Raw genomic sequence first — 17,535 nt, forward strand, 5'->3', positions numbered from 1 at the left:
CACAAGGTGCGGCTTTCTTCGAGGAATTCCTGGTTTGAACGTCCTGCGGCAACCCATCGGCGCGGCCCTTCCCCAGCACAGCGATCCTTCCGCCCTCGACCACGCGGTGGAGAGCGCGGCCGCGCATCTCCTGGCCCGCCAGCGCCCTGACGGCCACTGGGTCTTCGAGCTGGAGGCGGACGCCACCATCCCCGCCGAATACCTGATGCTCAAGCATTTCTTCGGCCAGATCGAACCGGAGCGCGAAGCCCGCATCGGCCGCTACCTCCGCCGCGTGCAGGCCGAGCAGGCGGGCAACACGGGGGGCGGCTGGCCGCTTTTCCATGGCGGGCCGCTCGACATCTCCTGTTCGGTCAAGGCCTACCTCGCCCTGCGGTTGATCGGCGACGCGCCGGACGCGCCGCACATGATCCAGGCGCGCGACGCCATCCTGGCCGCCGGCGGGGCCGAGCGCAGCAACGTCTTCACCCGTTCCTCGCTGGCGCTCTATGGCATCGTCCCCTGGCGGGCGGTGCCGGTGATGCCGCCCGAGATCATGCTGCTGCCGCGCTGGTTCCCCTTCCACATCAGCAAGATCAGCTATTGGGCGCGCACCGTGCTGGTGCCGCTGACGGTGGTGATGGAACGCCGCCCCCAGGCGGCCAACCCGCGCGGCGTCACCATCAACGAACTCTTCCGCACGCCGCCCGAGCAGGTGCGCGAATGGCCCGGCGGCGCCCACCAGGCCGAACCCTGGTCCAGCCTGTTCAAGGGCCTCGACGGCGCCCTGCACCGCGCCCGCAAGATCTTCCCGAGCAGCCACCGCAGCCGCGCCGAGGCCGCCTGCGAACGCTTCGTCACCGAGCGCCTGAACGGCGAGGACGGGCTGGGCGCCATCTACCCCGCCATGGCAAATGCCATCCTGATGTATCACTGCCTGGGCGTGCCCGCCGATGACCCGCGCGTGGTCACGGCGTGGTCGGCCATCGAGAAGCTGGTCGAGGATCGCCCCGCCGGCGGCGCCGGCCAGGAAGATGAGGACGAGACCTACGTCCAGCCCTGCCTCTCCCCCATCTGGGACACGGCGCTGGTGTCCCACGCCCTGCTGGAAGCGGGCGGCGAGGCGCAGGTGCAGGCGGCGGGCCAGGGGCTTCGCTGGCTGGTCGGCCGCGAAATCCGCGACGTGCGGGGCGACTGGGCCTGGAAGCGCCCGCACCTCCAGCCCGGCGGCTGGGCCTTCCAGTACGCCAACGCCCATTACCCGGACGTGGACGACACCGCCGTGGTCGTGCTCGCCATGGACCGCTGGCGCGGGGCCACGGGTGCCGCCGATGCCGAGATGGACGGCGCCATCCAGCGCGCGACCGACTGGACCGTGGGCATGCAGTCCCGCGGCGGCGGCTGGGGCGCCTTCGACGCCGACAACACCTTCCACTACCTGAACCACATCCCCTTCGCCGACCATGGCGCGCTGCTGGACCCGCCCACGGTGGATGTCTCGGGCCGGTGCCTGGCCATGATGGCGCAGCTCGGCCGGGGCGACGAAGCCGCCGCCAAATCCGCCATCGAATACCTGCTGCGCGAGCAGGAGGCCGATGGCTCCTGGTATGGCCGCTGGGGCGTGAACTACGTCTATGGTACCTGGTCGGCGCTGACGGCGTTGAACGCCGCCGGCCTGCCGCACAACCACCCCGCCATGCGCCGCGCGGTCGGCTGGCTGCTGGAGCGGCAGAACGAGGATGGCGGCTGGGGCGAGGACGGCATGTCCTACCCCGCGCGCGGCGGCACCCGCCCCGATGCGCGTGAGGCCGCGCCCTCCTCGGCCAGCCAGACGGCCTGGGGCATGCTGGCCCTGATGGCCGCCGGCGAGGCCGGGCACCCCGCCGTGCAGCGCGCCGCCGAATGGCTGATGGAACACCAGACCGCCGATGGCGACTGGCCCGAGGATGACTACACGGGCACCGGTTTCCCGCGCGTCTTCTACCTGCGCTACCACGGCTACCGGCGGATCTTCCCGCTCTGGGCCCTGGCGCGGCTGAGGAATTTGCGCGCCAGCAACACGAAGCGCGTCGCCTTCGGCCTGTAGGGTCAAGCCCCAGCTTGCCGCCCCCCTCCCCCCGGCGCAGAGTGTCTGGGCGGTGACGGAGCGCGCCCCATGAGTTCAGGCCTTCTGGCCCTGCTGGACGATGTCGCGGGGCTGGCCAAGCTCGCCGCCGCCTCGCTGGACGACATCGCGGCCAAGGCCGCCAAGGCCGGCGCCAAGGCGGCGGGCGTGGCCATTGACGACGCCGCCGTCACGCCCCGCTACATGGTGGGCTTCGCCGCGAGCCGCGAATTGCCGATGGTCTGGCGCATCGCCCGCGGGTCGCTCAGGAACAAGCTGCTCTTCCTGCTGCCGGCGGCGCTGGCGCTGGGCGCCTTTGCTCCCTTCCTGATCACGCCGCTGCTCATGCTGGGCGGGCTCTACCTGTGCCTGGAGGGGGCCGAGAAGGTGCTGGAGGCGCTGGGCCTGGTGGAGGGCCATGTCACCCCCGTGGCCGTCGCCGCCGACCCCGTGGCGGAGGAGAATGCCCGCGTGGCCGGCGCCATCCGCACCGACTTCATCCTCTCGGCCGAGATCATGGCGCTGGCCCTCTCCACCCTCCCCGCCGGCGGCCTGGTGGAACAGGCGGTGGTGCTGGCCGTGGTGGCCATCGGCATCACGGTGCTGATCTATGGCGCCGTGGCCCTCATCGTGAAGGCCGATGACGCCGGGGTGGCGCTGGCGGCGGGCGGGCGGCCGGTGCTGGCGCCGCTCGGCCGGGCCCTGGTGCGCGGCATGCCGGGCGTGCTGAAGGCGCTGTCGGTCGTGGGGACGCTCGCCATGCTCTGGGTGGGTGGCGGCATCCTGCTGCACGGGCTGGAGGAATTCGGCCTGGCCGCGCCCGCGCATGCGCTGCATGCCGCGGCCGTGGCCATCGGCGGCGGCGTGCAGGGCTGGCTGCTGGAAGCCACGGGCGCGGGCGTTCTGGGCCTGGCGCTGGGCGCGGTGGTGCTGGGCGCGAAGCGGGCAGCGGGGCGGTAGCGGCCGACCCGCCGAGGCGGATCACGCCTCAGCCGCGGCCGGCGAAGGACCCGGCGCCCCTGCCCTCCGGTCAGCCCAGGCGCGCCGCCACCTCGGCCAGCGGCACCTCCGCCTGCGTCCCCGCATCGAGGTCGCGCAGTTGCGCCACGCCGCGCGACACCTCGGCCTCGCCCAGGATCAGCGCGGCGCGCGCGCCCTGCTTGTTGGCGCGCTCCATCCGGCGCTTGAGGTTGCCACGATAGCCCATCTCCGCCGCCACGCCGGCCGCGCGCAGCGATTGCAGCAGCGCCAGCGCCGCGCCCTCCTCCGCCTCGCCCACGGGGATGACGGTGACGAGGCGCGGGGCGGCCGGCGTCAGGCCCCCGCGCTCCAGCAGCATGGACAGACGCTCCACCCCCGCCGCCCAGCCGACGCTGGGGGTGGGCGGGCCGCCCATTTCCTCGACCAGCCCGTCATAGCGGCCGCCGCCCATGACGGTGCCCTGCGCGCCCAGGCGGTCGGTCACGAACTCGAAGGCGGTGTGGCTGTAGTAGTCGAGGCCGCGGACGATGCGCGGGTTCTCCCGCCAGGGCAGCTTGAAGCCGTCCAGGTGCCGGCGCAGCGCGTCCCAATGGGCACGGGCGGCGTCGGTCAGGAAGGTCTCGATGGTGGGCGCGTCGGCCACCAGGGCGCGGTCCTGCGCCTCCTTGCTGTCGATGATCCGCAGCGGGTTCTTTTCCAGCCGGCGCTGGCTGTCCTCGGACAGCTTGTCCCGGTTGGCGCTGAAATGCGCGATGAGGGCCGCGCGGTAGGCGTCGCGGCTGGGGGCGTCGCCCAGCGTGTTCACCTCCAGCACCACGCCCTCATCCAGGCCCAGTTCGCGGATGATGTGGTGGCCGCAGGCGATGACCTCGGCATCGGCCAGCGGTTCGGCCGCGCCCAGGATTTCGGCGCCGATCTGGTGGAATTGCCGGTAGCGCCCGGCCTGGGGCCGCTCATAGCGGAACATGGGGCCGGCGTAGAAGACCTTGCGCGGCAGCGACTGCGTCAGCCCGCCCGAGACCAGCGCGCGGCACACGCCCGCCGTGTTCTCCGGCCGCAGCGTGACCGATTCGCCGCCACGGTCCTGGAAGACATACATCTCCTTGCTGACCACATCGCTCGTCTCGCCCAGGCCGCGGGCGAAGACGCGCGTGTCCTCGAAGATGGGGGTGGCCCATTCCTCAAAACCATAGAGGGCGGCGATGCGCCGCGCCGTCTCGATGACGTGGTGGTGCCGGCGGAATTCCTCGCCAATGAGGTCACGGGTTCCGCGGGGCGGTTGCAGCTTGATGTTGGCCATGATGTTGCGGCGGTAGCGCCGCGAGGGCCGCGCGGCAAGGTGGCTGCGCGTCTGATCGGCTTCGGTGAATCGCCGAAGCCGTGAATCAGCCGCTGTAGGGAGGTTCCAGCCCGCCCGCGCGCAGGGCTTCGGGCGTCATGGCCGCCGCGATGGCGTCCAACAGCGCCTTGGCGCCCGGGTCGGCGCCCGCGAAGAGCGCGCCCGAGAACACCGCGCAGGTATTGGCGCCCTCGGGCAGCTTTCCCAGGACCTCCACACCCTCCACGGCCATGAGTTCGCTGACCTGCTGGATGGCCAGCGCCACCTCGCCCCGCGCCGCCAGCTCGGCGGTGAAACCGTGGGGGATCACGGTGGCCTTGGCGTTGACCTCGGCCGCGATGCCCTGCGCTTCCAGCCATTCCGCGAAGAAGATGCCGCTGGCCCCCGCGCGCGAATAGGCCAGGCTGGGCGCGGCCAGCAGCGTCTCGCGCCACTCCGCGACGGTGCCGAAGCGCGGATGCGGCGCGCCGGGCGGCACGGCCAGGCCCACATAGGAATGCGCCAGATCCCGCCGCGTGCCGGCGGCCAGGATGCCCTGCGCCGTCAGCGCCTCGATGCCCGCATCGGTCAGGATGGCGATGTCCGCGCGCTCACCTTCTGCAATGGCGGAAAGCAGCCGCGCCGTCGGGTCGAAGCGGATTTCGGCCGGCAGGTCGAGGCGCCGCAACACGGTGGCGACGCCCAGCGTGGAGAAGAGGCGCAAGCGCCTATTCCGCCGCGACCTTCGCCTCGGCCTCCTTCTTGGCGCGCGCCTCGGCGTCCAGCGCGGCCGCCCGCGCCTCCACCAGGCCGACCAGGTGGTTGATCATGGCGTCGGTGTCGGTGGTGTGGTCCTGCTTGCCGGCGGAATAGACCATGTGCCGCCCCGCGCCGCCGCCGGTCAGGCCGATATCCGTCATCAGCGCCTCGCCCGGCCCGTTCACCACGCAGCCGATGATGGAGAGGGAAATGGGCTGGGTGACGTGGGCCAGCCTCTCCTCCAGCTTCTCCACCGTGCGGATCACGTCGAAGCCCTGCCGCGCGCAGGAGGGGCAGGAGATGATCTTCACGCCCCGGTGCCGCAGGTGCAGGGACTTCAGGATGTCCCAGGCGACCGAGACCTCCTCCTCCGGCTCCGCGCTCAGCGAGACGCGCATGGTGTCGCCAATGCCCGCCCAGAGCAGGTTCCCCAGGCCGATCGCGGACTTCACCGTGCCCGCGCGCTTGCCGCCCGCTTCCGTGATGCCGATGTGCAGCGGGTGGTCGCAGGCCTCGGCCAGCTGCGTGTAGGCGGCGACGGCCATGAAGACGTCGCTCGCCTTCACGCTGATCTTGAACTCGTGGAAGTCGTTTTGCAGCAGATGGTCGGCGTGCCAGAGGGCGCTCTCGACCAGCGCCTCCGGGTTGGGCTCCCCATACTTCTCCAGCAGATGCTTTTCCAGCGAACCGGCATTGACGCCGATGCGGATGGAGCAGCCATGGTCACGGGCCGCCTTGATCACTTCCTTCACCCGCTCGGCGCTGCCGATATTGCCGGGATTGATGCGCAGGCAGGCGGCCCCGGCCTGCGCGGCCTCGATGGCGCGGCGATAGTGGAAATGGATGTCAGCCACGATGGGCACGTTCACCTCGCGCACGATCTCGGCGAGTGCCGCCGTGCTCTCCTCGTCCGGGCAGGAGACGCGGACGATGTCCACCCCCGCCACCTCCGACTTGCGGATCTGCGCAATGGTGGCCGCGGCGTCCGAAGTCAGCGTGTTGGTCATGGTCTGCACGCTGATGGGCGCATCGCCGCCCACCAGCACCTTCCCCACTCGGATCTGGCGGGACTTGCGGCGGGTGATCTGCTGGTAGGGCCGGTAGCTCATGCTTGTCCTCGGGCGGCGCGTGTGCCGCGAATATAGGGCAGCGCCCCCCATGCCGCGAGGGCTTGCGCGTGACAGGTCAACTTGTCGCGTGATTCACGCCGCCGGGCATCCCGCCCATGGGCGATCACGCGCTACTGCGGAGACAGCGCCATCAGCGCGCGGGGTTCGAGCGGAATGTTGCGCCGCACCCCGCGCAGATCGGTCGAGAAGGGCGCCACCTGGCCGCCCACCACGATGTCCATGTTCTGCCCGGCGCCGGTGGAAAGCGTCAGCCCCGTCTGGCCGGCGGGCACCTCCCAGCTCTCGCCCGCGCGCATGACGCGGGAGAGCAGCACGCGGTTGCCCGGCGCGCGCACCTCCGTCCAGGCATCGCCGCGGAAACGCAGGACGATGGGCGCGTTGGCCGCGGGCGGCGCGGGTGTGGCGGGGGCCTGCGCGGCGGGGGCGGGCGGCGGGGGCGGCACCTGCACCGGCACCGGGGTCGGCACCGGCAAGGGCGGCAGGCCCAATCCGGCTTGGGGGCCGGGTTGGGGGGCCGGCTGGGCTGTCGGCGCCGGAGGGGGCGTGGGCGCCGGCGCCTCCGCCACGCGCGGCGGGCGCAGCGCCTCGCCATCGCGCACGGCGGGGTCGAGCCGCCCGGGCACGGGCGGCACCGCATCCACCACCCGCTCGCCCGAACCACTCCAATTGTACCAGGCGACGTAGCTGCCCACCGCGATCACGGCGCCCAGCAGCAGCACGACGCCGGTGGGGAAGCCGCGTTCCGGCACCGGCTCGGGGAAGACGAGGTCGCTGCGCCTGGCCACCACCCCCGTCGCCGCGTCGCGGAAACGGCGGACGATGTCGTTGGAATCGAGGCCCAGCAGCGCCGCGTAGTTGCGGATGAAGCCGATGGCGTAGGCGGGCGAGGGCAAATCCCCGATCCGCCCCTCCTCCAGCGCCACCAGGTACACGCGGCGGATTCGAAGCTGCGTCGCCACGTCCTGGATGTCCCAGCCGAGCGCCAGCCGCGCGTCGCGCAGCTCCTCGCCCACCCGGGTGGCGTCCACCGCATTGGCCTCGGAGGGCCGGAAGCGCTTCATGTCGTTGAACACGGGGCTATGGTTACCGCCAACCGCGCCGCGCGCCCAGCGCGCAACTGTGACACGGGGAAAACATCACGCGGTCCGCGCCGCCAGGGCCGCCGCCGCCTGCGCGATGAGTTCGGCCACGATCTCCGCGGCCGGCTGTTCGCGCGAGACCATGCCCACGCTTTGCCCAGCCATCAGGCTGCCATTCTCCACATCGCCGTCAATGACGGCGCGGCGCAGCGCGCCGGCCCAGAAATGCTCGATGTCGAGCTGGGCTTCCTCCTTGGTGAACTCCCCCGCCTGGAAGCGGGCCAGCACCTTGGCCTGGTGCTCCATGAAGCGCTTGGTGCCCTCGTTCTGCAAGGCGCGCACCGGAATCACGGGGAAGCGTTCGTCGAGCTGCACCGTGGGCAGGGCATCACGCGCCGCACCCCGGATGAAGGCGCGCTTGAAGTTGGGGTGGGCGATGCATTCGCTGGCGCAGACGAAGCGCGTGCCGAGCTGCGCCCCCGCCGCGCCCATCTCCAGGTAGGAGAGGATGGCCTCGCCGCGCCCGATGCCGCCCGCCACGAAGACCGGCACCTCCGGCCCCATCACGGGCAGGATTTCCTGCGCCAGCACGTTCAGGCTGACCGGGCCGATATGCCCGCCCGCCTCGCTGCCCTCGATGACCAGCGCATCGGCGCCCGACCGCACCAGCTTCTTGGCCAAGGCCAGCGCGGGCGCGAAGCACACCACGCGGGCACCGCCCTCCTTGGCCCGCTTCAGCGCCGAACCGGGGGGAATGCCGCCCGCGAAGACGATGTGCGTGACCTTGTGGGCCAGGCAGGTGTCCACCAGCTGCTCCAGCCGGGGGTGCATGGTGATGAGGTTCACGCCGAAGGGCTTGTCCGTCAGCGCCTTCGTGCCCGCGATCTCGGCATCCAGGTGGTGCGGCTCCATCGCCCCGCAGGCGATGACCCCGAAGGCGCCCGCGTTGGAGAGTGCCGCGACCAGGTTGCGCTCGCTCACCCAGGACATCGCCCCCCCCAGCAGCGCATAGCGCGAACCGAAGAAGGCGGCGCCGCGCGCCATCAGGCGGTCCACCGCCGCGAAACCCGCGGGCGAGACGGGGGTGTTCATGTCCATGCGTCGGGCCCTGCTGCTGCCATCACGGGAGTTTGGCCGCGCCGGCGCGCAGCCCCAAGCATTTTCCGGCCGGGAGGCGATGCCTCAGGCATCCAGCCCATAAGCGGTGTGCAACGCGCGCACCGCAAGCTCGGTGTAGTCGGAGGCCACCAGCACGCTCACCTTGATCTCGCTGGTCGAGATCACCTGGATGTTGATGCCCTTCTCCGCCAGCGCCTTGAACATGGTGGAAGCGACGCCGGCATGGGTCCGCATGCCGATGCCGACCACGCTGATCTTGGCCACCTCGGGGTCCGAGACCAGCGCCTCGAAGCCCAGCTCGTCCTTGGCCTTGTTCAGGATGTCCTGGGCACGCGGCAGGTCGGCCCGGCCCACCGTGAAGGTCATGTCCGTGCTGCCATCGGCGCCGATGTTCTGCACGATCATGTCCACGTTCACATTGGCGGCGGACAGCGGGCCAAACACGCGGGCGGCCACGCCCGGCCGGTCCGGCAGGCGGCGCAGCGTCACCTTCGCCTCATCGCGCGAATAGGCGATGCCCGACACGATGGGCTTTTCCATGATCTCGTCCTCATCCACGACCAATGAGCCAGGCTTGTCCTCGAAGCTGGACAGCACCTGCACCCGCACGCCTTCCTTCATCGCCAGCTCGACCGAGCGGGTCTGGAGAACCTTGGCCCCCACGCTCGCCAGTTCCAGCATCTCCTCATAGGAAATGCGTTCGAGCTTCTTGGCCCGCGGCACGATGCGCGGGTCGGTCGTATAGACCCCGTCCACATCGGTATAGATGTCGCAGCGATCGGCCTTCAACGCCGCGGCCAGCGCCACCGCCGAGAGGTCCGAACCGCCCCGACCCAGCGTCGTCACGCGGTTGCGCGTGGTCTCGATGCCCTGGAAGCCGGCGACGACGGGCACCTGGCCCTCCTCCATCCGGCGGATCAGTTCGGCGCCCTCGATGCCCTCGACGCGCGCCTTGCCATGGGCGTTGTCGGTGACGATGGGCACCTGCCAGCCCTGCCAGGAGCGTGCCTCGACGCCGATGGCCTGCAAGGCGATGGCGACCAGGCCGATCGTCACCTGCTCACCCGTCGCGACCACCACGTCATATTCCCGCGCGTCATGCAGCGGCGAGAGGTCCTGGCACCATTTCACCAGCTGGTTCGTGGTGCCCGCCATGGCGGAGACCACCACGGCCACCTGGTGGCCGGCGTCCACCTCGCGCTTCACGCGGGCGGCCACATTGCGGATCCGGTCGAGGTCGCCGACCGAGGTTCCGCCGAACTTCATCACAATACGTGCCATGGGAATTCCCGGCCCCAATCCATACAACCAGGCCTTGCGGGGGCCTCAAGCGCGCGTCAGATACCGGGCATGGACCCGACCGGCAACAGGGGCAGCCCTGCAAATCCCTCCAGCGCGCCCCCGTCCAGTGCGGATGCGCGCGAGGTGGCGAAGTTCGACGCCCTGGCCGATCAGTGGTGGAACCCCCGCGGCCCCATGGCCCCGCTGCACGCCATGAACCCGGCCCGCATGGGCTGGATCGCGGGGCTGCTGGGCGATGTGGCCGGCCAGCGCGTGCTGGATGTGGGCTGTGGGGCGGGGCTCGCTTCGGAATGGCTGGCCCGGCGCGGGGCGCGCGTGGTGGGGCTGGACGCCGCCGGTGCGGCGCTGGACGCCGCCCGCGCCCATGCGATGGCCGAGGGTGTCACGGTGGAATACCGCACGGGCACCCCCGAGACCCTGGAGGAGACCGGCTTCGATGCCGTCCTGGCGCTGGAAGTGATCGAACACGTGCCGCCGGAGGAGCGTTCCGCCTTCCTCGCCGCGCTCGCCCGCGCGGTGAAGCCGGGCGGCTGGGTGGTGCTGTCCACGCTGAACCGCACGCCGCGTGCCTATGCGGTGGCGAAACTGGGCGCGGAATATCTGCTGCGCTGGCTGCCGGTGGGCACGCATGACTGGAAGCTGTTCCTCCGCCCGGCCGAACTGGGTGCCCTGATGCGCGGCGCGGGCGTGGCGGTGACGGAGGTGGCGGGGCTGACGCCCAGCCTGCGCCAGGGCTTCCGCATCAGCCGGGATGTGGGGGTGAACTACATCATGGCGGGGCGTCGGGTTTAGCGACCCCGCAGGCCTGGGTCCGGCCGCAAGGCGGCCGGCGCGCCCAGTGGACCCGACCCGTCAGCGCACCCGTCGCGGCGCGGAAGCCAAGCCGCCGGAGGCGGCGCCCGGCGCTTGAGGGCGGGAAAATCCGGCTGAGGCGGCGCCCGGCGCCTGAGGGCGGAAACACTCACCCGTCGCTGGGCGGCACCCAGGGCAGTTGCGCCACCTCGATGCCTTCCTCGCGCAGCGCCTCGGTCTCCTCCTCGGTCGCCTCGCCATAAATGCCGCGGGCCTCGGCCTCGCCCTGGTGGATGCGGCGCGCCTCCTCCGCGAAGTCGGGGCCCACATAGTCGCAATTCTTCTCGACCTCGGCGCGCATGCGCTGCAGCAGGGCCAGCATCTGCGCGGGCAGCGGGCCGGCGGCGACGCGGCCCCCAGGGGCTGCGGGTATGGCGGCGGGCTGCGTGGGCTGCGGCTTGGCGGGGGGCGTGTCGGCGGGGGCCTCCGCCCGGCCCTTCACGCCAGGCACCTTGCGGATGGCCGGCGCCATCAGCGCCTTGGTCACATGCGTGTCGCCACAGACGGGGCATTCCACCAGCCCCGCGGCCGACATGCGGTCGAAACCCGCGCCGTCCTTGAACCAGCTTTCGAATTCATGCGCCTCGGCGCAGCGGAGCGAAAAACGGATCATCCCGGTCTATCCAAGCCGGTCCATCCCGGCCGTATGACATATGTAAGGCATTCGCCCGGCTTGCGAAGGTCAGACGGCCAGCAGCGCGTCCAGCTTGCCCGCGCGGTCCAGCGCGGCCAGGTCATCGGAGCCGCCGATGGCTTCGCCATTGATGAAGATCTGCGGCACCGTGGTCCGGCCGCCCGAACGCGCGATGGCGTCCTTCCGGGCCTGGCTGCCATTGGGTGCGTCTATCTCGGTGAAATCCGCGCCCTTGCGCGTCAGCAGGCCCACGGCGCGCGCGCAGTAGGGGCAGAAGGGCTGGGTGTAGATCTCGACTTTTGCCATGACGAAATAGAAGGGGGCCGCCCCCCCGCCTCGTCAAGGGGTGTGGCTGCCGCCCGCGGCTGGTTCCAGCTTGCGGGCCAGCTTGCGCGCCAGCACATAGCCCAGCATGCCGGCCACGGGCGCGGAGGGCAGCACCAGCAGCCAGCCGATATGCGCGCTCTGCACCACGAGGCCCATGCCGATGCCGAACATCATGCCGCCCACCAGGCAGCCGACCACGCCCGCCGTGAGGCCAAGCACCAGGATATCCGCGCGCGTTACCATGCGTGGGGAGTAAGGGTGCGGCGGCCGGTTTGACAAGGCCCACGCCACCCCCTAAGCCCGCGTCATTCCTGGGAACGAGGACACGCCTTCGGGGCGTGCGCCCGCATCTGCCATCCGGCAGGAGCCTACCGGGACAATCCAGCGGCCCATGCCCCGCACGGGTGGCCGCGAGAAGAAGGCCCATCCCCGCAAGGGCGATGGGGTGCCGCGCATGACGAAGCGCCTTGCCAGCAAGTACAAGATCAATCGCCGCCTGGGTGAGAACCTCTGGGGCCGCGCGAAGTCGCCGGTGTCCAAGCCCCGCAAGGGCGAGCAGGGTGCCCGCACCTATGGTCCCGGCCAGCACGGCCAGCGCCGCAAGCAGAAGCCGACGGATTTCGGCGTGCAGCTCATGGCGAAGCAGAAGCTGAAGGGCTACTACGGCAACATCGGCGAGAAGCAGTTCCGCAAGTACTACGAGGAAGCCGTCCGCCGGAAGGGCGACACCTCGGAGAACCTGATCGACCTGCTGGAGCGCCGGCTGGACACCATCATCTACCGCATGAAGTTCGCGGTGACGCCCTTCGCGGCGCGCCAGTTCGTGAACCATGGCCATGTGACGGTGAACGGCAAGCGGCTGAACATTCCCTCCTACAGCGTCCGCGACACGGACGTGATCGAGGTGAAGGAAAAGTCCAAGCAGCTGACCATGGTGCTGGACGCCACCCACGAGGCCGGCCGCGACGTGCCGGAATACATCGAGGTGGACCACCGCGCCATGAAGGGCCGCATCCTGCGCACCCCGAAGTTCGCGGACGTTCCCTACCCGGTGCAGATGGAACCGAACCTGGTGGTCGAGTTCTACTCGCGCTGATGACACCGCCGCCCCGGCCCTCGCGCCGGGGCGGCCACCCTTCCGCCCTCCGTTGACGCCGGCCGCACCGCGCGCGACACAGGGGCCATGCCCGTCCCCGACCCGACTCCCCTCCGCGATGTGGTGGAAGCCATCATCCGCGGCTCCCATCTCGCGCTCCTCAAGCGGGATGTGGATCCGACCTGGCTGACCAAGTTCTCGCAGGAATTGGAGAAGCGCCTGCGGGACCGCAGCCTGACGGATGTCAGCAGCGACTTCATCCGCATGATCGCGAACACCGAGGAAGCGCAGAAGAAGCAGCTCACCTCCGGTATCGGCAAGCCCACCGAATATGTGATGACCCCCGCCATGGAAGCGCGCCCCGTGGCGCTGTCCTGCATCGGCCTGGGCTGCGAACCCTCCGTGGCCGGGATGCTGCGTCGCTCCGGACTGCGCCGCTGGGCCAACCCCTTCGATTGGATGACCATCCCGCCCGAGGCCGTGCGCGATTGCCTGGTGGATGATTTCAACCTGCTCCTCTCCCCGGACGAGCATGAACACATCCCCGCCTCGGTGCGCCCCCCGGGCGCCACTGGGCATCTGTGCCGGCACACGCGCTTCTCGGAACTGTATGGGTCCACCATCTTCCACGTGAAGGATCCGACCACCAAGGAAGGATATGCGGCCCTTCAACGCGGTGTGATCCGCATGCGTGAGGCCCTGCGGGGCCTGCACGGCAAGCTGCTGCTGCAGGTCACGGAGGAGTTCGAAAACACCCGGGACGTCTTCGCCGAAACAGCCGAGTTCCTGGACCGTTCCGCGCGGGGTGTCACCATGGTCACCATTGCCCTGGTGGAAGGTCCGCCCGAAGGCCCCTTCCCCGAGATGGAACTGGCCGAAAGCTTCGGCCCCCATCGCCTGCTGCGCTGCCGCCCGCTGGCCGGCGCGCAGGGCATCGCCTTCCTGGATCCGCTGGACGAAGTCGTGATGCTGCGGGGTGCGCTCGGCAGCATCGCACTGTAGGCCGCATCATCGGCGCGACCCGCGGCCAGGCTGGGCCGGGCCGCGCCGTTCATCATTCGGGGCCCGGCGGTTGGCGGCGCAACACCTCCGCATGACGCACCTGCGCCAGGCTGTAGATGATGCGGTCCAGCTCCGTGTTCTGCTTCAGCAAGTCGAGGTGTTCATCATCCAGCACCTCTTCCTGCACCGTTTCCAGGTCAGGCCGCAGCTCATCGCGCGTGTTCTTTCTCGGAAACGCCGGCACCGGATCTATGCCGAGCATTTTACACAGTATGGGAAAGTCTCGGCCCAGCGTTTCGACGAAGAAAACGAAATCCATCTGGTTTAGCGTTGCCGTTGCGCGCCTGATGATTTCAGATTTCTCGATGGAAATCCGCTTCCCATCCTTCACTTCGTAATATGTATCATTTTTTTCGGTGAATACATCGCCAGCCAACACCCTAGCCATTTCATTTCTGATGTAATTTCTCGGAATCGGCATATCAATAGATAAAAATTCCTTCAGACTAACTTGGCGTGCCAATCGCGGGCCAGCCAAATTATTCGCTTGAATAACTGAATCACTATGTCGCCGCCAAAAATAGTAAAGCGACATGATCCGCTCATAGGGATTGCGGAGGACAGTGAACGCGAATTTCCTCCCCGGCACCCTCGCGATCGATTCCGCGGTGAAATGCCCAGAAAAGAAACGGTAGGGCTTGAAGTATTCCTTTGGCTTATGGGACAGGTCACGCCGCCGTTCCGGGCAGATTTCTTTCCTTTGGAAATACCCTGTCAGGACATCATGCAGCGAAGTGCCGGCTGTCTTGGGAATATGAAGAAAAATAAGCCGTCCGTGATCAATAAAGGCGTCAGACATCAAACATACCCAGCAGAGGGGAATAGGCCAAAGCACCCGCATCCGGGTTCAAAGGCAGGCGCCGCACCCCGCACATCCCCCCGCGCAAAGCCTGGGTCGGGAAAAGGAGGTGCGGCGTGCCGCGGGACAGGGCGGATCGCCCCGCCGTCACGCCTGTTCCGTGGTCGGCAGGCCCTTTTCCTTCAGCATGGCCTGCAGCTCGCCCGACTGGAACATCTCCATCACGATGTCGCAGCCGCCCACGAACTCGCCCTGGACGTAGAGCTGCGGGATGGTCGGCCAGTTCGTGTAGGCCTTGATGCCCTCGCGGATTTCCATGTCCTCCAGCACGTTCACGCCCTTGAAGGGGACGCCGACGTGGCTCAGGATCTGCACCACCCGGGCCGAGAAGCCGCACTGCGGGAAGACCGGCGTGCCCTTCATGTAGAGCACAACGGGGTTGGCCTTCAGCTCGGCCTCGATACGCGCGTTCACGTCGCTCATGGAAAGGTTCCTTGGAAGGGGTGGCGGATCATTCGGGCGCGCTCGTCTGCAGGGCGAGGGCGTGCAGCACACCCCCCATACGGCCCTGCAAGGCGGCATAGACAAGCTGGTGCTGCTTGACGCGGGACAGGCCCCGGAAGGATTCCGAGACGACGCGCGCCGCATAGTGGTCCCCGTCGCCCGCCAAATCCTCGATGGTGACCTGGGCGTCGGGCAGGGCCGATTTGATCAGGGCCTCGATCTCGACGGGTTGCATCGGCATGTGGTCAGACCCCCTGCATCAGCGCCGGCAGCGTCGCCTCATGCGCCGCGGCCAGCCTTGATATATCTATGGCATTCGCCCCCGGCAGAACCAAGGTGCGGCCTGAGGATTGTCCCAATCGTTCCGCGGGCACACCGGCCGCCCGCGCGGCCTCCAGCAGGGCCGCGCCATCCTCAACGGCCAGGATGTAGCGGCCCTGGTCCTCGCCGAACCAGAAGGCGTGGTCGCCTTGGCGGGTGATCTCCGCACCGACCCCGGAGGCCATGCACATCTCGGCCAGTGCCACCAGCATCCCGCCATCGGCGGCGTCATGGCAGGCGCGCACGCGACCGGCCAGGATCTGCCCCCGCACGAAATCCCCGTTCCGGCGCTCGGCGGCGAGGTCCACGGGCGGCGGCGCCCCCTCCTCCCTTCCTGCGATCTCGCGCAGCCAGAGCGACTGGCCGAGCCAGCCCCGGGTCTCACCCACCACCACGATGTCGCAGCCGGCGGGCATGGCCAGCCCCACCGCCTGGGCCACATCCTCCAGCACGCCCACCCCGCCGATGGCGGGCGTGGGCAGGATCGCGCGGCCCTCGGTCTCGTTGTAGAGGCTCACATTCCCGCTGATCACCGGGAAATCCAGCGCCGTGCAGGCCGCGGCCATCCCGCGCACGGCACCTGCGAACTGCCCCATGATGCGGGGCTTTTCCGGGTTGCCGAAATTCATGTTGTCGGTGATGGCGCGCGGCAGCGCGCCCACCGCCGTCAGGTTGCGCCAGGCCTCGGCCACCGCCTGCTTGCCCCCCTCCTCGGGGTCCGCCAGCACATAGCGCGGCGTGCAGTCGGTGGTCATGGCGAGCGCCAGCTTGTGGTCCTCGACGCGGACCACCGCCGCATCGGCCTGGCCGGGGCGCTTGCTGGTCTGCCCGCCCACCTGGGCGTCATACTGGTCCCAGATCCAGCGGCGGCTGCACAGGTCGGGGCTGGCCACCAGCTTCTCCAGCGCGGCCGCGATCCCCACCGGGTCCGCCACCGGGCCCAGCATGGGCTGCTTCGGCGTCTCCTCCGTGGGGCGGTGGTAGAGCGGCGCCTCGCTTTCCAGCGGCGCCAGCGGGATGTCGGCTTCCAGCACCCCGTGGTGGCGGATCTCGATGCGGCCCGTGTCGGTCAGATGGCCGATGACCGCGAAGTCCAGCTCCCATTTGTGGAAGATGGCCTCGGCCACATGCTCCTGCCCGGGCTTGAGCACCATGAGCATGCGCTCCTGGCTTTCGCTCAGCATCATCTCATAGGCGGTCATGCCCGTCTCGCGTTGGGGCACCTTTTCCATGTCCAGCACGATGCCCATGCCGCCCTTGCCGGCCATCTCGACGCTGCTGCTGGTCAGGCCCGCGGCCCCCATGTCCTGGATGGCGACGATGGCGTCCGTCTCCATCAATTCCAGGCAGGCCTCGATCAGCAGCTTTTCCGCGAAGGGGTCGCCAATCTGGACCGTGGGGCGCTTTTCCTCGGCATCGGCGTTGAATTCGGCGCTGGACATGGTGGCGCCATGGATGCCGTCGCGCCCGGTCTTGGAGCCCACATAGACCACCGGATTGCCCACCCCCGTCGCGGCCGCGGTGAAGATGCGGTCCTCCTTCAGGATGCCCACCGTCATGGCGTTCACCAGCGGGTTGCCATTGTAGGCGGGGTGGAAATTCACCTCGCCGCCCACGGTCGGCACGCCCACGCAGTTGCCATAGCCGCCGATGCCGCGCACCACCCCGTCCAGGATGCGACGGGTGCGGGGGTGCGTGGGTTCCCCGAAGCGCAGCGCGTTCAGGTTCGCGATGGGGCGCGCGCCCATGGTGAACACATCGCGCAGGATGCCGCCCACGCCGGTGGCCGCGCCGTTGTAGGGCTCGATGAAACTCGGATGGTTGTGGCTTTCCATCTTGAAGACGGCGGCCAGGCCCTGACCGATCTCGATCACGCCCGCATTCTCACCAGGCCCGACCAGCACCCAGGGCGCCTTGGTGGGCAACTGCTTCAGCCAGACGCGGGAGGATTTGTAGGAGCAATGCTCGCTCCACATCACGGAAAATATGCCTAGCTCCGTGAGGCTGGGCGTGCGGCCGAGGATGGCCAGCGCCCTCTCATACTCATCGGGCTTGAGGCCGAATTCGGCGCCGAGCTGGCGGGCGCGCGCGGGGTCGAGGGGCGTGACGTGGCTCATGCCCGGTTTGTCGGGCGGGGCGTGGCGCTTGTCCAGACCGGGCTTCGCTGGG

The 17,535-nt window shown here is 69.4% G+C and carries 18 protein-coding genes; 5 read left to right on the top strand and 13 right to left on the bottom strand.

Translation table 11 applies throughout. The features are described from left to right. Positions 1–34: 34 nt before the first annotated feature. Both shc and GGQ83_RS09200 read left to right on the top strand, forming a co-directional pair. The gene (gene shc / locus GGQ83_RS09195) at positions 35–2,065 is read left to right on the top strand and encodes a squalene--hopene cyclase (protein ID WP_375781514.1); all 2,031 of its coding nucleotides are present in this window, start codon (positions 35–37) and stop codon (positions 2,063–2,065) included. A 69-nt stretch (positions 2,066–2,134) separates the two neighbouring features. Continuing rightward, entirely contained in the window at positions 2,135–3,043 is a 909-nt protein-coding gene (locus tag GGQ83_RS09200; protein WP_184383469.1) for a DUF808 domain-containing protein, read from the top strand. A gap of 70 nt (positions 3,044–3,113) precedes the next feature. On the opposite strand, the gene hisS is transcribed toward GGQ83_RS09200, so the two are convergent. The 6 genes from hisS to GGQ83_RS09230 form a co-directional block, all read right to left on the bottom strand. Then, positions 3,114–4,364, bottom strand: coding sequence for a histidine--tRNA ligase (hisS, locus tag GGQ83_RS09205; RefSeq protein WP_184383470.1), 1,251 nt, complete (start codon positions 4,362–4,364; stop codon positions 3,114–3,116). An 85-nt stretch (positions 4,365–4,449) separates the two neighbouring features. Then, the gene (locus GGQ83_RS09210; RefSeq protein ID WP_184383471.1) at positions 4,450–5,106 is read right to left on the bottom strand and encodes a molybdate ABC transporter substrate-binding protein; all 657 of its coding nucleotides are present in this window, start codon (positions 5,104–5,106) and stop codon (positions 4,450–4,452) included. 4 nt (positions 5,107–5,110) lie between these two features. Further along, positions 5,111–6,250 carry a flavodoxin-dependent (E)-4-hydroxy-3-methylbut-2-enyl-diphosphate synthase gene (gene ispG, locus GGQ83_RS09215; protein WP_184383472.1) on the bottom strand — a complete coding sequence of 380 codons (1,140 nt, stop codon included), beginning with the start codon at positions 6,248–6,250 and terminating at the stop codon, positions 5,111–5,113. Between the two features lie 131 nt (positions 6,251–6,381). Continuing rightward, complete coding sequence (locus GGQ83_RS09220; protein WP_184383473.1) at positions 6,382–7,332, bottom strand: helix-turn-helix domain-containing protein; 951 nt, start codon at positions 7,330–7,332, stop codon at positions 6,382–6,384. Between the two features lie 75 nt (positions 7,333–7,407). Then, positions 7,408–8,448: an NAD(P)H-dependent flavin oxidoreductase gene (locus tag GGQ83_RS09225; RefSeq protein WP_242534909.1), complete on the bottom strand. Its 1,041-nt coding sequence runs from the start codon at positions 8,446–8,448 to the stop codon at positions 7,408–7,410. 84 nt (positions 8,449–8,532) lie between these two features. Next, positions 8,533–9,750 carry an aspartate kinase gene (locus GGQ83_RS09230; protein WP_184383474.1) on the bottom strand — a complete coding sequence of 406 codons (1,218 nt, stop codon included), beginning with the start codon at positions 9,748–9,750 and terminating at the stop codon, positions 8,533–8,535. Positions 9,751–9,819: 69 nt separating this feature from the next. On the opposite strand from GGQ83_RS09230, the gene ubiG reads away from it, so the two are divergent. Continuing rightward, a complete protein-coding gene (ubiG, locus tag GGQ83_RS09235) occupies positions 9,820–10,563 on the top strand; it encodes a bifunctional 2-polyprenyl-6-hydroxyphenol methylase/3-demethylubiquinol 3-O-methyltransferase UbiG (protein WP_184383475.1) in 744 nt (247 codons plus the stop codon). A gap of 169 nt (positions 10,564–10,732) precedes the next feature. On the opposite strand, the gene GGQ83_RS09240 is transcribed toward ubiG, so the two are convergent. The 3 genes from GGQ83_RS09240 to GGQ83_RS09250 all read right to left on the bottom strand — a co-directional run bounded on the left by GGQ83_RS09240 (position 10,733) and on the right by GGQ83_RS09250 (position 11,827). After that, positions 10,733–11,236, bottom strand: coding sequence for a DUF1178 family protein (locus GGQ83_RS09240; protein ID WP_184383476.1), 504 nt, complete (start codon positions 11,234–11,236; stop codon positions 10,733–10,735). 69 nt (positions 11,237–11,305) lie between these two features. Then, complete coding sequence (grxC, locus tag GGQ83_RS09245) at positions 11,306–11,563, bottom strand: glutaredoxin 3 (RefSeq protein WP_184383477.1); 258 nt, start codon at positions 11,561–11,563, stop codon at positions 11,306–11,308. A 33-nt stretch (positions 11,564–11,596) separates the two neighbouring features. Further along, positions 11,597–11,827 carry a hypothetical protein gene (locus tag GGQ83_RS09250; protein ID WP_184383478.1) on the bottom strand — a complete coding sequence of 77 codons (231 nt, stop codon included), beginning with the start codon at positions 11,825–11,827 and terminating at the stop codon, positions 11,597–11,599. 211 nt (positions 11,828–12,038) lie between these two features. On the opposite strand from GGQ83_RS09250, the gene rpsD reads away from it, so the two are divergent. Both rpsD and GGQ83_RS09260 read left to right on the top strand, forming a co-directional pair. Next, positions 12,039–12,680, top strand: a complete 642-nt coding sequence (rpsD, locus tag GGQ83_RS09255; protein ID WP_184383668.1) for a 30S ribosomal protein S4 — start codon at positions 12,039–12,041, stop codon at positions 12,678–12,680. A gap of 87 nt (positions 12,681–12,767) precedes the next feature. Beyond that, on the top strand, positions 12,768–13,682 hold the full coding sequence (locus tag GGQ83_RS09260; protein WP_184383479.1) for a DUF1796 family putative cysteine peptidase: 915 nt from the start codon (positions 12,768–12,770) through the stop codon (positions 13,680–13,682). Positions 13,683–13,734: 52 nt separating this feature from the next. Here the strand turns inward: GGQ83_RS09260 and GGQ83_RS09265 are convergent, their stop codons facing one another. The 4 genes from GGQ83_RS09265 to purL form a co-directional block, all read right to left on the bottom strand. Further along, the gene (locus GGQ83_RS09265) at positions 13,735–14,541 is read right to left on the bottom strand and encodes a sulfotransferase family 2 domain-containing protein (RefSeq protein ID WP_184383480.1); all 807 of its coding nucleotides are present in this window, start codon (positions 14,539–14,541) and stop codon (positions 13,735–13,737) included. Between the two features lie 147 nt (positions 14,542–14,688). Continuing rightward, the gene (gene grxD, locus GGQ83_RS09270) at positions 14,689–15,024 is read right to left on the bottom strand and encodes a Grx4 family monothiol glutaredoxin (RefSeq protein WP_184383481.1); all 336 of its coding nucleotides are present in this window, start codon (positions 15,022–15,024) and stop codon (positions 14,689–14,691) included. Between the two features lie 28 nt (positions 15,025–15,052). Next, positions 15,053–15,286 (bottom strand): BolA family protein, encoded by a 234-nt coding sequence (locus tag GGQ83_RS09275; RefSeq protein WP_184383482.1) that lies wholly within the window; start codon positions 15,284–15,286, stop codon positions 15,053–15,055. A gap of 4 nt (positions 15,287–15,290) precedes the next feature. Further along, positions 15,291–17,483, bottom strand: coding sequence for a phosphoribosylformylglycinamidine synthase subunit PurL (purL, locus tag GGQ83_RS09280; protein ID WP_184383483.1), 2,193 nt, complete (start codon positions 17,481–17,483; stop codon positions 15,291–15,293). Between the last annotated feature and the right edge of the window lie 52 nt (positions 17,484–17,535).

The sequence above is a fragment of the Roseococcus suduntuyensis genome (assembly GCF_014196305.1).
GTDB lineage: Bacteria > Pseudomonadota > Alphaproteobacteria > Acetobacterales > Acetobacteraceae > Roseococcus > Roseococcus suduntuyensis.

Bases quoted from the DNA above. Each gene is read 5' to 3' on its own strand.
- GGQ83_RS09200 (WP_184383469.1), top strand. From the start codon at position 2,135: ATGAGTTCAGGCCTTCTGGCCCTGCTGGACGATGTCGCGGGGCTGGCC.
- hisS (WP_184383470.1), bottom strand. From the start codon at position 4,364: ATGGCCAACATCAAGCTGCAACCGCCCCGCGGAACCCGTGACCTCATT.
- ispG (WP_184383472.1), bottom strand. From the start codon at position 6,250: ATGAGCTACCGGCCCTACCAGCAGATCACCCGCCGCAAGTCCCGCCAG.
- GGQ83_RS09220 (WP_184383473.1), bottom strand. From the start codon at position 7,332: ATGAAGCGCTTCCGGCCCTCCGAGGCCAATGCGGTGGACGCCACCCGG.
- GGQ83_RS09225 (WP_242534909.1), bottom strand. From the start codon at position 8,448: ATGGACATGAACACCCCCGTCTCGCCCGCGGGTTTCGCGGCGGTGGAC.
- GGQ83_RS09230 (WP_184383474.1), bottom strand. From the start codon at position 9,750: ATGGCACGTATTGTGATGAAGTTCGGCGGAACCTCGGTCGGCGACCTC.
- ubiG (WP_184383475.1), top strand. From the start codon at position 9,820: ATGGACCCGACCGGCAACAGGGGCAGCCCTGCAAATCCCTCCAGCGCG.
- GGQ83_RS09240 (WP_184383476.1), bottom strand. From the start codon at position 11,236: ATGATCCGTTTTTCGCTCCGCTGCGCCGAGGCGCATGAATTCGAAAGC.
- grxC (WP_184383477.1), bottom strand. From the start codon at position 11,563: ATGGCAAAAGTCGAGATCTACACCCAGCCCTTCTGCCCCTACTGCGCG.
- GGQ83_RS09250 (WP_184383478.1), bottom strand. From the start codon at position 11,827: ATGGTAACGCGCGCGGATATCCTGGTGCTTGGCCTCACGGCGGGCGTG.
- rpsD (WP_184383668.1), top strand. From the start codon at position 12,039: ATGACGAAGCGCCTTGCCAGCAAGTACAAGATCAATCGCCGCCTGGGT.
- GGQ83_RS09260 (WP_184383479.1), top strand. From the start codon at position 12,768: ATGCCCGTCCCCGACCCGACTCCCCTCCGCGATGTGGTGGAAGCCATC.
- GGQ83_RS09265 (WP_184383480.1), bottom strand. From the start codon at position 14,541: ATGTCTGACGCCTTTATTGATCACGGACGGCTTATTTTTCTTCATATT.
- grxD (WP_184383481.1), bottom strand. From the start codon at position 15,024: ATGAGCGACGTGAACGCGCGTATCGAGGCCGAGCTGAAGGCCAACCCC.
- GGQ83_RS09275 (WP_184383482.1), bottom strand. From the start codon at position 15,286: ATGCCGATGCAACCCGTCGAGATCGAGGCCCTGATCAAATCGGCCCTG.
- purL (WP_184383483.1), bottom strand. From the start codon at position 17,483: ATGAGCCACGTCACGCCCCTCGACCCCGCGCGCGCCCGCCAGCTCGGC.